Raw genomic sequence first — 15,567 nt, 5'->3', positions numbered from 1 at the left:
GCGCACGGGAACGCGGGCCGCGCGGAGTTGTCCGGGGCCCAACCGGAAGCCTGTCCCCGCGGCGGCCCGGGCGCTCACATCAGGGGGGTGAGGAACCGCCGCAGGGCTTCTTCGTAGGTCGCCGGGTCGGCGTTCCACATGGCGCCGTGCGGGGCGTTCGGGACGGTGTGCAGGGTGACGAGGTCGGGCCGGCTCGCGGCGAGGCGGCGGGAGGCGCCCCAGGGGGCGATGCCGTCGTCGGGGCCGTGCACGAGCAGGGTGGGCACCTTGACCTGGTCGGGGTGTGCGGCGTGGGCGATGCGGTCGCCGCGTACGCCGGTGCGGCCCTGCGCGGCGCGCACGGCGAGCGGCAGCAGGAAGCCGGGGGTGTGGCGGGCGCCGGCGAGGGCGCGCAGCGTGGTCTCCCAGTCGAGGACGGGTGAGTCCAGGACGAGTCCGGAGATGCGCTCGCGCAGCGCGGAGTGGGCGGCGGCGCGCAGGGCCATCGTGGCGCCGGTGGACCAGCCGTACAGGACGACCCGCTCGGCTCCGAACCGCACGGCGTAGCGGATGGCCGCGTCGAGGTCGCGCCACTCGGTCTCGCCGAGGTGGTTCAGGCCGTCGGGCGGGCGGGGTGCGCCGAGGTCGCCGCGGTAGGCGAGGTCGAGGACGGGGAAGTGCCGGCCGTTCAGGAACCCCATCAGGTTCATGGGGTGTTCGCGGGTGGTGCCGAGGCCGTGCACGGTGATGACCCAGGTGTCGCGGACCGCGGGCACGAACCAGGCGGGCAGTGCGCCGAGTTCCCCGGGCACGTCGACGTCGGCGTGTTCGAGTCCGAGGGCGGACCCGGGGTCGCCGACGTACAGGTTCGGGGTCAGCCACACCTTGTCGCCGGGCTCCAGGGAGCCGTGGGTGACGCGTTCCAGGCTGCGTACGACGGTGTCGGCGGTGTGGGGCACGGAGTTCTGGAGGGGGCCGACGATCGCGTGCGAGCCGTCGCCCGCGAGGCCGTAGGTTCCCGGGCGCCGGGACGCCAGGGCCCTGGTGAGGGTGATGCCGCCCGACGTCGTGGCGTGCACGGTGAGCCGGGGCTCGGTGGCCAGAGGCTTGCCGGGCCTCGTCTTCAGCGCGGCGTCGCTGGCGAACCGGCCCGCCGCCACGGAGGCCGCGCCGGCGGCTATGGCTACGGTGACGGCCGCTGCCGTGGCTTTTAGGGTGCGCACCCGACCAGTTTCCCGGGGGACCGGACCATCGGCCAGCGGGAGCGCGTCAACGGGGTGACGGACGACGTGCGCGCCCCCTTCGTACCGGGGCGGCGGCGCGGGCGTGCCTCGGGCCCCCGGCCCGGGCGGATCTCGGGCCCCCGGCCCCGGCGGATCTCGGGTCACCGGCCCCGGCTGGCTCTCAGGTCTGCTGGCCGTAGCCGCGCAGGCGCTCGCCCGCCTCCTCGAGCTGGGCCGGGGAGAGCAGGGCGGGGGTGAGGCCCGGGACGGAGGAGGACAGGAGCCAGACGCGGCACATCCATTCGAGCTGGGCCGTGCGGTCGTACGCCTGGTCCAGCGAGGCCCCGTGGGCGATGGTGCCGTGGTTGCGCAGGAGGCAGGCGGTGCGGCCGGCCAGGGCCCGGAGGGTGTTCTCGGCCAGCTCGGGTGTGCCGTAGGCCGCGTAGGGGGCGACGCGGACCGGGCCGCCGAGGGCCGCCGCCATGTAGTGGACGAGCGGGAGTTCGTGGACGAGGAGCGAGACGGCCGTCGCGTGCGGTGCGTGGGTGTGGACGACGGCCCGCGTTCCGGTCGCGCCGTACACCGCGAGGTGCATGGGCAGTTCGCTGGTCGGCCGCAGCGAGCCGAGCACCTGCCGGCCGTCGAGGTCGACGCCGGTGATGTCGTCGGGGGTCAGCCGGTCGTAGGGGACGCCCGTGGGGGTGACCAGGACGGTGTCGCCGACGCGGACCGAGACGTTGCCGGACGTGCCGACGACCAGCCCGTCGGCGACCGTGCGCCGGGCCGTGGAGACCAGGTCGTCCCAGGCGTGCCGGAGGGTGTCCCGCGGGTCCGCCGGGGGCGGCTCGCCGGGCCCGCCCGTCGTCCGCCGGTGCTCGTGTCCGTCGCGTGCGTCCCGGTGCCGCTCAGTCATGACGCGATCCTGCCAGGCATGGCCTCTCGCGCACCGCGTGCGGGCGGGCTCCAGGACGTATACGACCCGCCAAGAGCCCACGGTTGTATGTGATTTGAGTCACATCATGTCGTCGGATCGCGGACGTCGCGCCGGTCGGACATTTGCCGCGGATCACACCCCGTGGTCGACCCGCTACGACCCCGCACCGGCCCGGAGGACCCTCACCGGGCGACCCCTTCGAGCCGTCCAGGGGTGTGATGACGGCTACAGCCTGGGCGTGACGGGGATCTCGTCATCTAAACCCCCCTCAGTTCGAGCCGCGAACCCGAGGCGCGGACCCCAAGCGGAGCACGGAATTCCGAATCCGTTCGAACCTGCCGAACCGTTCCTCCACACAAGCGGAATGAGGATCCACCGTTCAGGACACCACCCGGTCCGGCCCAGTTCATCTTCCGTTCACCCAGGTTGCCTACGGTCCACCTGCCACTGACGTCCAACAGAAGCCTGGGTAAATGGAACACATCACGCTCCTCCTCGGAATCGTGATCGTCACCGCTCTCGTGTTCGATTTCACGAACGGTTTCCACGACACCGCCAACGCGATGGCCACCACCATCTCGACCGGCGCACTCAAGCCCAAGGTCGCGGTGGCCATGTCCGCCGCCCTCAACCTTGTCGGCGCCTTCCTCTCCGTCGAGGTCGCCAACACGATCTCCAAGGGCCTCGTCGACGAGACAGGCATCCGGCCAGAGGTGATCTTCGCCGCGCTCGTCGGCGCGATCCTCTGGAATCTGGTGACGTGGCTCGTCGGACTCCCGTCCAGCTCCTCGCACGCCCTCATGGGCGGCCTGGTCGGCGCCACCATCGCCTCCGCCGGTACCGGCGCCGTGCACGGTGACGTCCTGGTCGGCAAGGTGCTTCTGCCCGCCGTCGCCGCCCCGATCGTCGCCGGTCTGGCCGCCATGCTCGCGACCCGGCTGTCGTACAAGCTGAGCGGTGGCGCCGACACCAAGGCCACCAAGAAGGGCTACCGCGCCGGCCAGATCGCCTCCGCGGGCCTGGTCTCGCTGGCCCACGGCACCAACGACGCGCAGAAGACGATGGGCATCATCACCCTGGCCCTGGTCGCCGGTGGCGCCGTCGCTCCCGACTCCGACCCGCCGGTCTGGGTCATCCTCTCCGCCGGTCTCGCCATCGCGCTCGGCACCTACCTCGGCGGCTGGCGCATCATCCGCACGATGGGCCGGGGCCTGACCGACCTTCAGCCGCAGCAGGGCTTCGCCGCCCAGACCAGCGCGGCGACGGTCATCCTGGCCTCCTCGCACATCGGCTTCTCCCTCTCCACCACGCACTCGGTCTCCGGTTCCGTGATGGGCGCCGGTCTCGGCCGCAAGGGCGGTGTGGTCCGCTGGTCCACCGCCACCCGCATGGTCGTCGCCTGGGTCCTCACGCTGCCCGCCGCCGCCCTGGTCGGCGCGCTCGCCGAATGGGTGACCGGTTTCGGCGCCTGGGGCACCACGCTGGTCGCGGTCTTCCTGGTCGGTTCCAGCTTCGCGATCTGGCGCCGCTCGCGCCGCGAGGTCGTCGACCACAACAACGTGAACGACACCGAGGAGCCCGCCGGTGTGGTGACGCAGGCCATCGCCGCGGTCACCCCGCCCCCGGCCGGCACCGTGGCCGAAGGCCTCACGGCCACCATCCCGGCTCCGGCCGAGCCCACGGCGAACCCGTCGGCGCCGTCCCGAGTGGCCTGAGAACCGAAGGAAGAAACAGCATGAGCATCGACTGGTCAGCCCTCGGATCCGTCTTCGGGGTCAGCCTCGGAGTGACCGTGGCCCTCGTCGCCCTCTTCACCCTCGGCGTCGCCGGCCTCTCCAAGAAGGAGTCCGCCCAGGGCGGTTCCGCGGTCGCGGCGGCCACCGGCGCGTACGTCTGCTTCGCGGCCTGCGCCGCGGCGGTGGCGTACGGCATCTCCCTGATCATCACCAAGTAGCCCGGCGACGGCCCGGAACCGGGCCGAGCCGAGCGGTACCGCGCGTGGGGTGCGGGACGGATCACCGTCCCGCACCCCACGCGTATGTGGGCCTGCGCACACTGTCCCTCCGCAGGTCAACAGCCAGTTGACGGCCGTTCTCGCCCCGTGGTGGACTGCCGGAGCCAAGTACGGCGGCATGAGAGGAAGCCGGTGCGAATCCGGCGCGGTCCCGCCACTGTCATCGGGGAAGAAACTCCCCGGGAGCCAGGAACTCTCACCGCCGGTCTCGTCGAACCAGGGCGTGGACACCCTGAGTGAGGACATATCGCCATGCGCGGCTGCCCGTTGCCCGTTTCGCTGAGTACGAGGGTTCCGCTCCACCCCACGGCCGGCTGACCCCGTGCGTGCCGATCGCGTCTTCGCGTACGGCGCCGCCGCCGGCCTTCTCGGCGACCTGCTGCTCGGCGATCCCCGCCGAGGGCATCCGGTCGCCGCTTTCGGGCGGGCCGCCGCGACCGTCGAACGGACACTGTGGCGCGACCACCGCGGGTGGGGCGCGCTGCACACGGCCGTCTGCGTCGGCGGCGCCACCGGACTGGCCGCGCTGGCGAGCCGTGCCGTACGCCGCTCCCCCGCCGCCTCCGTCGCCCTGACCGCCGCCGCCACCTGGGCCGTCGTCGGAGGCACCTCTCTCGGCCACGAGGCGCGGACGATCGGCGGCGCGCTCGCGGCCGGTGACCTCGGCGCGGCCCGGGAGCGGCTGCCGCACCTGTGCGGACGCGATCCGCAGGCGCTGGACGCCGACGGCGTCGCGCGCGCGGTCGTCGAGTCCGTCGCCGAGAACACCTCCGACGCCGTCGTGGGCGCCCTGGTCTGGGGGGCCGTCGGTGGTGTGCCCGGACTCGTCGCCTTCCGCGCCGTGAACACGCTCGACGCCATGGTCGGACACAGGTCCCCCCGCCACCGGCGCTACGGCTGGGCCTCCGCCCGGCTCGACGACCTGGCCGGCTGGCCGGGAGCCCGGCTGACCGCCGTCCTCGCGGCCGTGGCCGGACCCGACCCGCGCGGAGCCCTGCGGGCCTGGCGCGCGGACGCCCGCAAGCATCCGAGCCCCAACGCCGGGCCCGTGGAGGCCTCGTTCGCGGGCACGCTCGGCGTGCGGCTCGGCGGCACCCTCTCGTACGGCGGACGGGTCGAGCACCGGCCCGTGCTCAACGGCGTGGGGCGCGCCGTCCACGTCCACGACATCGAACGGGCCGTACGGCTCTCCCGGCGCGTCGGCTGGCTCGCGCTCGGCGTGAGCGCCGCCGGGCGGGTTCTGCTCACCGGGGCCGGACGGGTTCCGTTCACCAGGAAGGGGCGCACCGCATGAGCGGCGGACTGCTGATCGCCGGGACCACCTCGGACGCGGGCAAGAGCGTCGTGACCGCCGGGATCTGCCGGTGGCTGGCGCGCCAGGGCGTCAAGGTCGCGCCCTTCAAGGCCCAGAACATGTCGCTGAACTCGTTCGTGACGCGCGAGGGCGCCGAGATCGGGCGGGCGCAGGCCATGCAGGCGCAGGCCGCCCGTGTGGAGCCGACCGCGCTGATGAATCCGGTGCTGCTCAAACCGGGCAGCGACCGCAGCAGTCAGGTCGTCCTGATGGGCAGGCCGGTCGGCGAGATGAGCGCCCGCGGCTTCTTCGGGACGACCGGGTCCGCGACGGGCCCCGCGCCGGGCGCCGCGGCGCCCGGGGACCGGCTGCGCGGGGGGCGCCAGGAAGCACTCCTCGCCACCGTCCTCGACTGTCTGACGCAGTTGCGGGGCACGTATGACGCGGTGATCTGTGAAGGGGCCGGCAGCCCGGCCGAGATCAATCTGCGGCGCACCGACATCGTGAACATGGGGGTGGCGCGGAACGCGGGGCTTCCCGTGCTCGTCGTCGGCGACATCGACCGGGGCGGGGTGTTCGCCTCGTTCTTCGGGACCGTCGCGCTGCTGTCGCCCGAGGACCAGGCGCTCGTCGCCGGATTCCTCGTCAACAAGTTCCGCGGTGACGTGAGCCTGCTGGAGCCGGGGCTCGACATGCTGCACGGCCTGACCGGGCGGCGCACCTACGGCGTGCTGCCCTTCCAGCACGGACTCGGCATCGACGAGGAAGACGGGCTGCGCGTCTCGCTGCGCGGCGCCGTCCGCGAGTCCGCCGTCGCCGCCCCCGTCGGCGAGGACGTCCTGCGGGTCGCCGTCTGCGCGATCCCGCTGATGTCCAACTTCACCGACGTCGACGCGCTGGCCGCCGAACCGGGCGTCGTCGTGCGGTTCGTGGACCGGGCCGAGGAGCTGGCCGACGCGGACCTGGTCGTCGTCCCCGGCACCCGGGGCACGGTCAACGCGCTCCGGTGGCTGCGCGAGCGCGGCCTCGCGGACGCCATCGCGCGCCGGGCCGCCGAGGGGCGGCCCGTCCTCGGCGTCTGCGGCGGCTACCAGCTCCTCGGCGAGCACATCGAGGACGAGGTCGAGTCGCGCGCCGGCCGGGTCGAGGGGCTCGGACTCCTGCCCGTACGCGTGCGGTTCGCCCGGGAGAAGACGCTGGCGCGGCCGGTCGGCGAGGCCCTCGGCGAACCCGTCGAGGGGTACGAGATCCACCACGGCGTCGCCGAGGTCACCGGCGGCACGCCGTTCATGTCCGACGGCCACGGACAGGGTCTGGACGGGTGCCGGGTCGGCTCCGTCTGGGGCACGCACTGGCACGGCTCCCTGGAGTCGGACGGATTCCGGCGGGCCTTCCTGCGCGAGGTGGCCGCCGCCGCGGGCCGCCGCTTCGTGCCGGCCCCCGACACGTCGTTCGCGGCGCTGCGCGAGGAGCAGCTCGACCGGCTCGGCGACCTGATCGAGGAACACGCGGACACGGACGCGCTGTGGCGGCTCATCGAGTCCGGCGCGCCGCAAGGACTGCCCTTCATCCCACCGGGAGCACCCGCATGAGCACAGTGTTGTTGTTGTCGACCGCCGACACGGACCTGCTGGCGGCCCGTGCCAGTGGCGCCGCCTACCGGATCGGCAACCCGACCCGGGTGGACGTCACCGGCGAACTCCCCGCGCTCGTCGAGGGCGCGGACCTGGCCGTCGTGCGGCTGCTCGGCGGCAAGCGGGCCTGGGAGGACGGGCTGGCCTTCCTGAAGGCGTCCGGGATCCCGACCGTGCTGCTGGGCGGCGAGTCCGTCCCGGACGCCGAGCTGATGGCCGATTCGTCGGCGCCCGCGGGCGTGGTCGCCGAGGCGCTGCGCTATCTCGTCGAGGGCGGTCCGGCCAACCTCGGGGAGCTGGCCCGGTTCCTCTCCGACACCGTGCTGCTGACGGGCGAGGGCTTCGAGGAGCCGCACCGGACGGCCGAGTTCGGCGTCCACGGCGAGTTCGCGTACGTCGAGGGCCGGCCGACGGTCGGCGTGCTGTTCTACCGGGCGCACGAACTGTCCGGGAACACCGCGTTCGTGGACACGCTGTGCGAGGCGATCGAGGCGCGCGGCGCCAACGCCCTTCCCGTGTACTGCGGTTCGCTGCGCGGGGCCGACCCCGGCCTGTACGAGATCCTCGGCCGGGCCGACGCGCTCGTCGCCACCGTCCTGGCCGCCGGCGGCACGCACGCCTCGCAGGCGTCGGCGGGCGGCGACGAGGAGGCCTGGGACATCGGGGCGCTCGCCGACCTCGACGTCCCGGTGCTCCAGGGCCTCTGCCTGACCTCGTCGAAGAGCGCCTGGGACGCCTCGGACGCCGCCCTGTCCCCGATGGACGCGGCGATGCAGGTCGCCATCCCGGAGTTCGACGGCCGTCTGATCACCGTGCCGTTCTCCTTCAAGGAGCAGGGCCCCGACGACGTCCCGGTGTACGTCGCCGACCCCGAGCGGGCCGCCCGCGTCGCCGGGATCGCCCTGCGGCACGCGCGGTTGAAGCACAAGCCGAACGCGGAGAAGAAGCTCGGGATCGTCTTCACCGCCTACCCGACCAAGCACTCGCGCGTCGGCAACGCGGTCGGCCTCGACACCCCCGCCTCGGCGGTTCGGGTCCTCGACGCCCTCCGCGACGCGGGCTACGCCCTCACCCAGTACCCGGACAACGGCGACGAGTTGATCCACCGGCTGATCGCGGCCGGCGGCCACGACGTCGAGTGGCTGACCGAGGAGCAGCTCGCCGCCGCCCCGGCGCGGGTGCCGCTCGCCGACTACCGGGCCTGGTTCGACACCCTCGACCCGGCGCTGCGCGAGGGCATGCTGGAGGCCTGGGGCGAGCCGCCGGGCTCCCTCTACGTCGACGGCGACGACATCGTGCTCGCCTGCCTGGAGTTCGGGAACGTCGTCGTGATGATCCAGCCGCCGCGCGGCTTCGGCGAGAACCCGATCGCGATCTACCACGACCCCGACATGCCGCCGTCGCACCACTACATGGCCGCCTACCGCTGGCTGGAGAACAGTTTCGGCGCGGACGCGGTCGTGCACATGGGCAAGCACGGCACGATGGAGTGGCTGCCGGGCAAGGGGCTCGGGCTCAGCGGCGGCTGCGCGCCCGACGCCGTGCTCGGCGAACTCCCCCTGGTCTACCCGTTCATCGTCAACGACCCCGGTGAGGGAACCCAGGCCAAGCGGCGGGGGCACGCCACCGTCGTCGACCACCTCGTGCCGCCGATGGCCCGCGCCGACACCTACGGCGACCTCGCGAAGCTGGAGCAGCTCCTCGACGAGTACGCGCTGGTCTCCGACCTGGACCCGACGAAGGCCCCGGCGGTCCGCGCGCAGATCTGGACGCTGGTCAAGGCGGCCGAGCTCCACCACGACCTGCATGTCGACGAGCAGCCGGACGACGGCGACTTCGACGAGTTCGTGATGCACATCGACGGCTATCTGTGCGAGATCAAGGACGTGCAGATCCGCGACGGTCTGCACATCCTGGGCGGCGGCCCGGAGGCCGAACCGCGGGTGAACCTCGTGCTCGCGGTGCTGCGCGCCTCGCAGGTGTGGGGCGGCGCGGCGAACGCGCTGCCCGGTCTGCGCGCGGCGCTCGCGGAGCATTTCGGCCTGGTGGAGAAGGAGCTGCTGGCCGAGCCGGGTGCCCCGGTGAAGGTGCCGGTGGAGCTGAGCGACCTCGTCGCGGGCCCGAACCGTACGGCGGCCGACGCGATCGACCTGCTGGAGCAGCTCTGCCGCCGGGCGGCGCTCGGCATGGAGGAGCGCGGCTGGGACACGGCGGCCGTCCCGGCGCTCGTCCGGGAGGTCCTCGGTACCGAACTCCCCGACGCCGTCGCGGTGCTGGAGTTCGCCTGCCGCGAGGTCGTGCCGCGGCTGGCCCGGACGACGGACGAGATCGGGCACATCCTCAAGGCCCTGGACGGCGGTTACGTCCCGGCGGGTCCGTCGGGCTCCCCGACCCGCGGGCTCGTCAACGTCCTGCCGACCGGCCGCAACTTCTACTCGGTCGACCCCAAGGCCATTCCCTCCCGGCTGAGCTGGGAGGTCGGCCAGTCCCTCGCGGACTCGCTCGTGCAGCGCTACCTCCAGGACACCGGCGACTACCCGACGTCCGTCGGACTGACGGTGTGGGGCACGTCCGCCATGCGCACCCAGGGCGACGACATCGCGGAGATCCTCGCGCTGCTCGGCTGCCGCCCGGTGTGGGACGACGCCTCGCGGCGGGTCACGGGCTTCGAGATCGTGCCGCTCGACGAGCTCGGCCGCCCCCGTATCGACGTCACGGTCCGCATCTCCGGGTTCTTCCGGGACGCGTTCCCGCACGTGGTCGGGCTCCTGGACGACGCGGTACGGGCGGTCGCCGAGCTGGACGAGCCCGCCGAGCGGAACTTCGTGCGCAGGCACGCCGACGAGGACACCGCCGAGCACGGCGACCGGCGGCGCGCGACCGCCCGTATCTTCGGCTCCAAGCCGGGCGCGTACGGCGCCGGTCTGCTGCCGCTGATCGACGCCCGCAACTGGCGCTCGGACGCCGACCTCGCCGAGGTGTACGCCGTCTGGGGCGGCTACGCGTACGGGCGCGGGCTCGACGGGCGGGCCGCGCGCGGGGACATGGAGACGGCGTTCCGGCGGATCGCGGTGGCGGCGAAGAACGTCGACACCCGCGAGCACGACCTCGTCGACGCCGACGACTACTTCCAGTACCACGGCGGCATGGTCGCGATGGTCCGTCACCTCACCGGGGCCTCCCCCGAGGCGTACGTCGGCGACTCGGCCGTCCCCGACCAGGTGAAGACCCGCACGCTGGGCGAGGAGACCCACCGGGTCTTCCGGGCCCGGGTGGTCAACCCGCGATGGATGGCCGCGATGCGCCGGCACGGCTACAAGGGCGCCTTCGAGATGGCGGCGACCGTGGACTACCTGTTCGGCTACGACGCCACCGCCGGGGTCGTGGACGACTGGATGTACGAGAAGCTCAGCGCGGAGTACGTCTTCGACGCGGAGAACCGGGACTTCATGAAGAAGTCCAACCCCTGGGCGCTGCGCGGGATCACCGAACGGCTGCTGGAGGCCGCCGACCGGGGTCTGTGGGCCGAGCCGGACGCGGACACGCTGGAGCGGCTGCGCGCCACCTATCTGGAGCTCGAAGGCGACTTGGAGGGCGACGACCAGTGAGTACCCCGTTCCCGTTCACGGCCGTGGTCGGCCAGGACGACCTGCGGCTCGCGCTGCTGCTGAACGCCGTCTCCCCGGCGGTGGGCGGTGTGCTGGTGCGCGGCGAGAAGGGCACCGCCAAGTCGACGGCGGTGCGCGCCCTCTCGGCGCTGCTGCCGGAGGTGGCCGTCGTGCCCGGTTGCCGGTTCTCCTGCGATCCGGCCGCCGCCGACCCGGCCTGCCCGGACGGGCCGCACGAGGCGGCGACCGGCGCGCAGCGGCCGGCCCGGATGGTCGAGTTGCCCGTCGGCGCCTCCGAGGACCGGCTGGTGGGCGCCCTGGACATCGAGCGGGCGCTCGCGGAGGGCGTGAAGGCCTTCGAGCCGGGCCTGCTGGCCGACGCCCACCGCGGGATCCTGTACGTCGACGAGGTCAACCTGCTCCACGACCATCTGGTCGACCTGCTGCTGGACGCGGCCGCGATGGGCGCCTCGTACGTGGAACGCGAGGGTGTCTCCGTACGGCACGCGGCGCGGTTCCTGCTGGTGGGGACGATGAACCCCGAAGAGGGCGAGCTGCGGCCGCAGTTGCTCGACCGGTTCGGGCTGACCGTCGAGGTGGCCGCCTCGCGCGAACCCGATCAGCGGGTCGAGGTCGTGCGGCGCAGGCTCGCCCACGACGACGACCCGGCCGGCTTCGCCGCGCGCTGGGCCGAGGAGGAGGCCGCCGTGCGGGCGCGGATCGTGGCGGCCCGCGCGCTGCTGCCCTCCGTGCGGCTCGGGGACGGGCCGCTGCGCCAGATCGCGGCGACCTGCGCCGCCTTCGAGGTGGACGGCATGCGCGCCGACATCGTGATGGCCAGGACCGCGACCGCGCTCGCCGCGTGGGCGGGACGGACCGAGGTGATCGCCGAGGACGTGCGGCAGGCGGCGCTGCTCGCGCTGCCGCACCGGCGGCGCCGCAATCCCTTCGACGCGCCCGGCCTCGACGAGGACAAGCTCGACGAGACGCTGGAGGAGTTCGGCGGCTCGGACGGGGACTCCTCGGGTGAGGGCCCCTCCGACGACGACCCGGACCCGGACCCGGACGGGCCCGGCGGGGGCGGGCAGCCGCCCCAGGACGGTCCGGACGACGGCACCCCCGCCGGTGACGTCCCGGCGCAGGGCGAGCCCTCGGACGAGGGGAAGGCACCGGCCGGACAGGGCGGCGAGCGCTCCCCCGTACGGGCCGCCGAACCCTTTCGCACGAAGATGCTGAGCGTGCCGGGGCTCGGCGAGGGCGCGGCCGGGCGGCGCTCGCGGGCGCGGACCGAGCACGGCCGCACGACCGGGGCACGACGGCCCCGGGGAACGCTGACCAAGCTGCACCTGGCGGCGACCGTGCAGGCGGCGGCCCCGCATCAGCGGGCGCGCGGGCGGTCGGGCCGCGGTCTGGTCGTACGGCGGGACGATCTGCGGCAGGCGACGCGCGAGGGCCGTGAGGGCAACCTCGTGCTGTTCGTCGTGGACGCCTCAGGTTCGATGGCGGCGCGGCAGCGGATGGGCGCGGTCAAGGGCGCGGTGCTGTCGCTGCTGCTCGACGCCTACCAGCGGCGGGACAAGGTGGGTCTGGTGACCTTCCGCGGCTCGGCCGCCGAGGTCGCGCTGCCGCCCACCTCCTCGGTGGACGCGGCCGCGGCCCGGCTGGAGTCGCTGCCGACGGGCGGGCGGACCCCGCTCGCGGCCGGACTGCTGCGGGCCCACGAGGTGCTGCGGGTGGAACGGCTGCGGGACCCGGCGCGCCGGGCGCTCGTCGTGGTGGTGACCGACGGGCGCGCCACGGGCGGTCCTGAGCCGGTGGCGCTGGCCGGGCGCGCGGCACGGCTGTTCGCGGCCGATCAGGTCGCCTCGGTGGTCGTGGACTGCGAGAGCGGACCGGTCAGGCTCGGCCTCGCCGGCCGGCTCGCCGGTGAACTGGGCGGAACCGCGGTGACGTTGGACGAGCTGCGGGCCGACTCCATCGCCGGTCTCGTGCGGGACGTACAGGGTGTGCAGGGGACTTCGAGGAGGGCCGCGTAGTGCCGCAGGGGCAGCCGAGTGTCGTACCGGACGACGGCCTGACGACCCGTCAGCGTCGTAACCGGCCGCTGGTCGTCGTGCACACGGGGATCGGCAAGGGCAAGTCGACCGCCGCGTTCGGGCTCGCGCTGCGCGCCTGGAACCAGGGGTGGCCCATCGGGGTGTTCCAGTTCGTCAAGTCGGCGAAGTGGAAGGTCGGCGAGGAGAACGCGCTGCGCGTCCTCGGGGCCTCCGGCGAGGGCGGGAGCGTCGACTGGCACAAGATGGGCGAGGGCTGGTCCTGGGTCCAGCGCGACGCGCAGATGGACAACGAGGAGAAGGCCCGCGAGGGCTGGGAGCAGGTCAAGCGCGACCTGGCCGCCGAGACGTACAAGCTGTACGTGCTCGACGAGTTCGCGTACCCGATGCACTGGGGATGGATCGACACCGACGAGGTCGTCGCCGTGCTGCGGGAGCGTCCCGGCACCCAGCACGTCGTGATCACCGGGCGCAACGCCCCGGAGAAGCTGGTCGAGCTGGCCGATCTCGTGACCGACATGTCCAAGGTCAAGCATCCGATGGACGCCGGCCAGAAGGGCCAGAGGGGCATCGAGTGGTGACGTCCGTTCCCCGGCTGGTGGTCGCCGCGCCCTCCTCGGGCAGCGGCAAGACCACCGTCGCCACGGGGCTGATGGCGGCCTTCTCCGCGCGGGGGCTCGCCGTGTCCCCGCACAAGGTGGGGCCCGACTACATCGACCCCGGCTATCACGCGCTCGCCACGGGACGCGTGGGACGCAATCTCGACGCGTACCTGTGCGGCACCGAGCTGATCGGCCCGCTGTTCGCCCACGGGGCGCGCGGCTGTGAACTCGCGGTCGTCGAGGGCGTGATGGGGCTGTACGACGGGGCCGCGGGCGAGGGAGAGCTCGCGTCCACGGCGCAGGTCGCGAAGCTGCTGCGGGCGCCGGTCGTGCTGGTCGTCGACGCGTCCTCGCAGTCGCGGTCCGTGGCCGCGCTGGTGCACGGCTTCGCCTCCTGGGATCCCGAGGTGCGGATCGGGGGCGTGATCCTGAACAAGGTCGCCTCGGACCGGCACGAGGACCTGCTGCGCGACGCGCTGGACTCCTCCGGGGTGCCGGTCCTCGGCGTGCTGCGGCGGGCGCCGCAGGTGGACACGCCGTCGCGGCACCTGGGTCTCGTGCCGGTCGCCGAGCGGCGGGCGGAGGCGGTGGCGGCGGTCGCCGCCATGGCCGCGCAGGTCTCCGCCGGGTGCGACCTGGACGCGCTCTTCGCGCTGGCGCGCGGTGCCGGTGCGTTGCCGGGCGCGGCCTGGGACGCGGCGGAGGCCGTCGACTCGCCCACCCACGACCACCCGGCTCGCCCGGCCGAGAAGCCGGCGCCATCGGTGCCTGTCGCGGGCGCGGAGGCGGCCACCGGCCTCCCGGCCGGACAGCGGAGGCCGCGGGTGGCCGTCGCGGGCGCGACCAGGGCCACCGGCCGGCCCCTCGGGCAGCGGGCGCCCGTGGTCGCCGTCGCCGGCGGGGAGGCGTTCACCTTCTCCTACGCCGAGCACACCGAACTGCTCGCCGCCGCCGGTGCCGAGGTCGTCACCTTCGATCCGCTCCGCGATGGACAACTGCCGGACGGGACAAGCGGGTTGGTGATCGGCGGCGGCTTCCCCGAGGTGTACGCGGCCGAGCTGTCCGCCAACGAACCGCTGCGCAAGGCCGTCGCCGCCCTCGCGGAGTCGGGCGCCCCGGTGGCCGCCGAGTGCGCCGGGCTGCTCTATCTGTGCCGGGAACTGGACGGACGGCCGATGTGCGGGGTGCTCGACGCGACCGCGCGGATGAGCGAGCGGCTCACCCTCGGCTACCGGGACGCCGTGGCCCTCGGCGACAGCGTGCTCGCCCCGGCCGGCACCCGGATGCGCGGGCACGAGTTCCACCGCACGGTCGTGGAGCCCGGCGCCGGGCCCGCTCCCGCCTGGGGGATGCGCGCCCCCGAGCGGCGCGTCGAAGGTTTCGTGCAGCAGGGCCTGCACGCGAGTTATCTGCACACGCACTGGGCGTCCGAGCCCGGTGTGGCCCGTCGGTTCGTCGAGAGGTGCCTGACGTCATGAGCAGCAAGCTGATCGGGGTCGGGGTCGGCCCCGGCGATCCGGAGCTGGTGACCGTCAAGGGCGTCAACGCCCTGCGCGCCGCGGACGTCGTCGTCGTACCCGTCATGGCCGCACCGGACGGGAAGGACGGCGGAGAGCGCGGCCGGGCCGAGGCGACCGTCCTGCACTACGTGCCCGAGGAGAAGGTCGTCCGGGTGGTGTTCGCGCTCAACGAGCGCAGCGACCGGGCGCGGCGCGAGGCGGCCTGGGACGCGGCGGGTGAGCGGGTCGCGGGCCTGCTCCGCCTGCACGGCACGGTCGCCTTCGCCACCATCGGCGACCCCAACGTGTACTCGACGTTCACGTATCTCGCCCACACGATCGGGGAGCTGGTTCCCGGCACGGTCGTGGAGACCGTGCCCGGCATCACCGCCATGCAGGACCTCGCCGCGCGGTCGGGTGCCGTCCTCACCGAGGGGACCGAGCCGCTCACGCTCGTCCCGGTGACCGCGGGCGCGGCCGTGCTCAAGGACGCGCTGAACGGGCCCGGCACGGTGGTCGCGTACAAGTTCGGACGGCAGGCCGCCGAGGTGGCCGAGGCGCTGCGGGACAGCGGACGGATCGACGACGCCGTCTGGGGGTCGGCCCTCGGCCTGGAGGACGAGTCGATCCGCTCCGCGGCCGACCTCGACGGCGAGCCGCTGCCGTACCTCTCGACGCTCATCGCGCCCGCGCGCCGCGACGGGACCCGCGGCGGAAAGCTGTGAC

General features: G+C 73.8%; 11 protein-coding genes and 1 riboswitch. Of the genes, 9 read left to right on the top strand and 2 right to left on the bottom strand.

Features of this window, described 5'->3' with window-relative positions; all coding sequences use genetic code 11:
- Positions 1–74: 74 nt before the first annotated feature.
- Entirely contained in the window at positions 75–1,202 is a 1,128-nt protein-coding gene (locus ACFRIC_RS35090) for an alpha/beta hydrolase family protein (RefSeq protein ID WP_382794598.1), read from the bottom strand.
- Between the two features lie 181 nt (positions 1,203–1,383).
- Positions 1,384–2,115: a class II aldolase/adducin family protein gene (locus tag ACFRIC_RS35085; protein ID WP_382794595.1), complete on the bottom strand. Its 732-nt coding sequence runs from the start codon at positions 2,113–2,115 to the stop codon at positions 1,384–1,386.
- Between the two features lie 494 nt (positions 2,116–2,609).
- Between ACFRIC_RS35085 and ACFRIC_RS35080 the strand changes: the two genes are divergently transcribed.
- From ACFRIC_RS35080 to cobI, 9 genes are all read left to right on the top strand, one after another.
- Entirely contained in the window at positions 2,610–3,851 is a 1,242-nt protein-coding gene (locus ACFRIC_RS35080; RefSeq protein WP_382794593.1) for an anion permease, read from the top strand.
- A gap of 20 nt (positions 3,852–3,871) precedes the next feature.
- Complete coding sequence (locus ACFRIC_RS35075) at positions 3,872–4,090, top strand: hypothetical protein (protein WP_326788553.1); 219 nt, start codon at positions 3,872–3,874, stop codon at positions 4,088–4,090.
- 133 nt (positions 4,091–4,223) lie between these two features.
- A riboswitch (cobalamin riboswitch) is annotated at positions 4,224–4,367 on the top strand.
- 105 nt (positions 4,368–4,472) lie between these two features.
- The gene (locus ACFRIC_RS35070; protein WP_382794590.1) at positions 4,473–5,444 is read left to right on the top strand and encodes a cobalamin biosynthesis protein; all 972 of its coding nucleotides are present in this window, start codon (positions 4,473–4,475) and stop codon (positions 5,442–5,444) included.
- On the top strand, positions 5,441–7,036 hold the full coding sequence (locus tag ACFRIC_RS35065; RefSeq protein WP_382794586.1) for a cobyric acid synthase: 1,596 nt from the start codon (positions 5,441–5,443) through the stop codon (positions 7,034–7,036). The genes ACFRIC_RS35070 and ACFRIC_RS35065 overlap by 4 nt, the downstream gene beginning before the upstream one ends.
- Positions 7,033–10,686, top strand: a complete 3,654-nt coding sequence (gene cobN, locus ACFRIC_RS35060; RefSeq protein ID WP_382794583.1) for a cobaltochelatase subunit CobN — start codon at positions 7,033–7,035, stop codon at positions 10,684–10,686. The genes ACFRIC_RS35065 and cobN overlap by 4 nt, the downstream gene beginning before the upstream one ends.
- A complete protein-coding gene (locus ACFRIC_RS35055) occupies positions 10,683–12,722 on the top strand; it encodes a putative cobaltochelatase (RefSeq protein WP_382794580.1) in 2,040 nt (679 codons plus the stop codon). The genes cobN and ACFRIC_RS35055 overlap by 4 nt, the downstream gene beginning before the upstream one ends.
- The gene (cobO, locus tag ACFRIC_RS35050) at positions 12,722–13,321 is read left to right on the top strand and encodes a cob(I)yrinic acid a,c-diamide adenosyltransferase (protein WP_382794577.1); all 600 of its coding nucleotides are present in this window, start codon (positions 12,722–12,724) and stop codon (positions 13,319–13,321) included. The genes ACFRIC_RS35055 and cobO overlap by 1 nt, the downstream gene beginning before the upstream one ends.
- Entirely contained in the window at positions 13,315–14,820 is a 1,506-nt protein-coding gene (locus ACFRIC_RS35045; RefSeq protein WP_382794575.1) for a cobyrinate a,c-diamide synthase, read from the top strand. Before cobO ends, ACFRIC_RS35045 begins: the two co-directional genes overlap by 7 nt.
- On the top strand, positions 14,817–15,566 hold the full coding sequence (cobI, locus tag ACFRIC_RS35040; protein ID WP_382794572.1) for a precorrin-2 C(20)-methyltransferase: 750 nt from the start codon (positions 14,817–14,819) through the stop codon (positions 15,564–15,566). Before ACFRIC_RS35045 ends, cobI begins: the two co-directional genes overlap by 4 nt.
- The last annotated feature ends 1 nt before the right edge of the window (position 15,567 follow it).

It is taken from the genome of Streptomyces sp. NPDC056738 (assembly GCF_042790435.1).
Classification (GTDB): Bacteria; Actinomycetota; Actinomycetes; order Streptomycetales; family Streptomycetaceae; genus Streptomyces.
This window is presented reverse-complemented; position numbering and strand designations above follow the sequence as displayed.

Coding starts and splice junctions, on each gene's coding strand:
- ACFRIC_RS35085 (WP_382794595.1), bottom strand. CDS start 2,115: ATGACTGAGCGGCACCGGGACGCACGCGACGGACACGAGCACCGGCGG.
- cobI (WP_382794572.1), top strand. CDS start 14,817: ATGAGCAGCAAGCTGATCGGGGTCGGGGTCGGCCCCGGCGATCCGGAG.
- cobN (WP_382794583.1), top strand. CDS start 7,033: ATGAGCACAGTGTTGTTGTTGTCGACCGCCGACACGGACCTGCTGGCG.
- ACFRIC_RS35075 (WP_326788553.1), top strand. CDS start 3,872: ATGAGCATCGACTGGTCAGCCCTCGGATCCGTCTTCGGGGTCAGCCTC.
- ACFRIC_RS35065 (WP_382794586.1), top strand. CDS start 5,441: ATGAGCGGCGGACTGCTGATCGCCGGGACCACCTCGGACGCGGGCAAG.
- ACFRIC_RS35080 (WP_382794593.1), top strand. CDS start 2,610: ATGGAACACATCACGCTCCTCCTCGGAATCGTGATCGTCACCGCTCTC.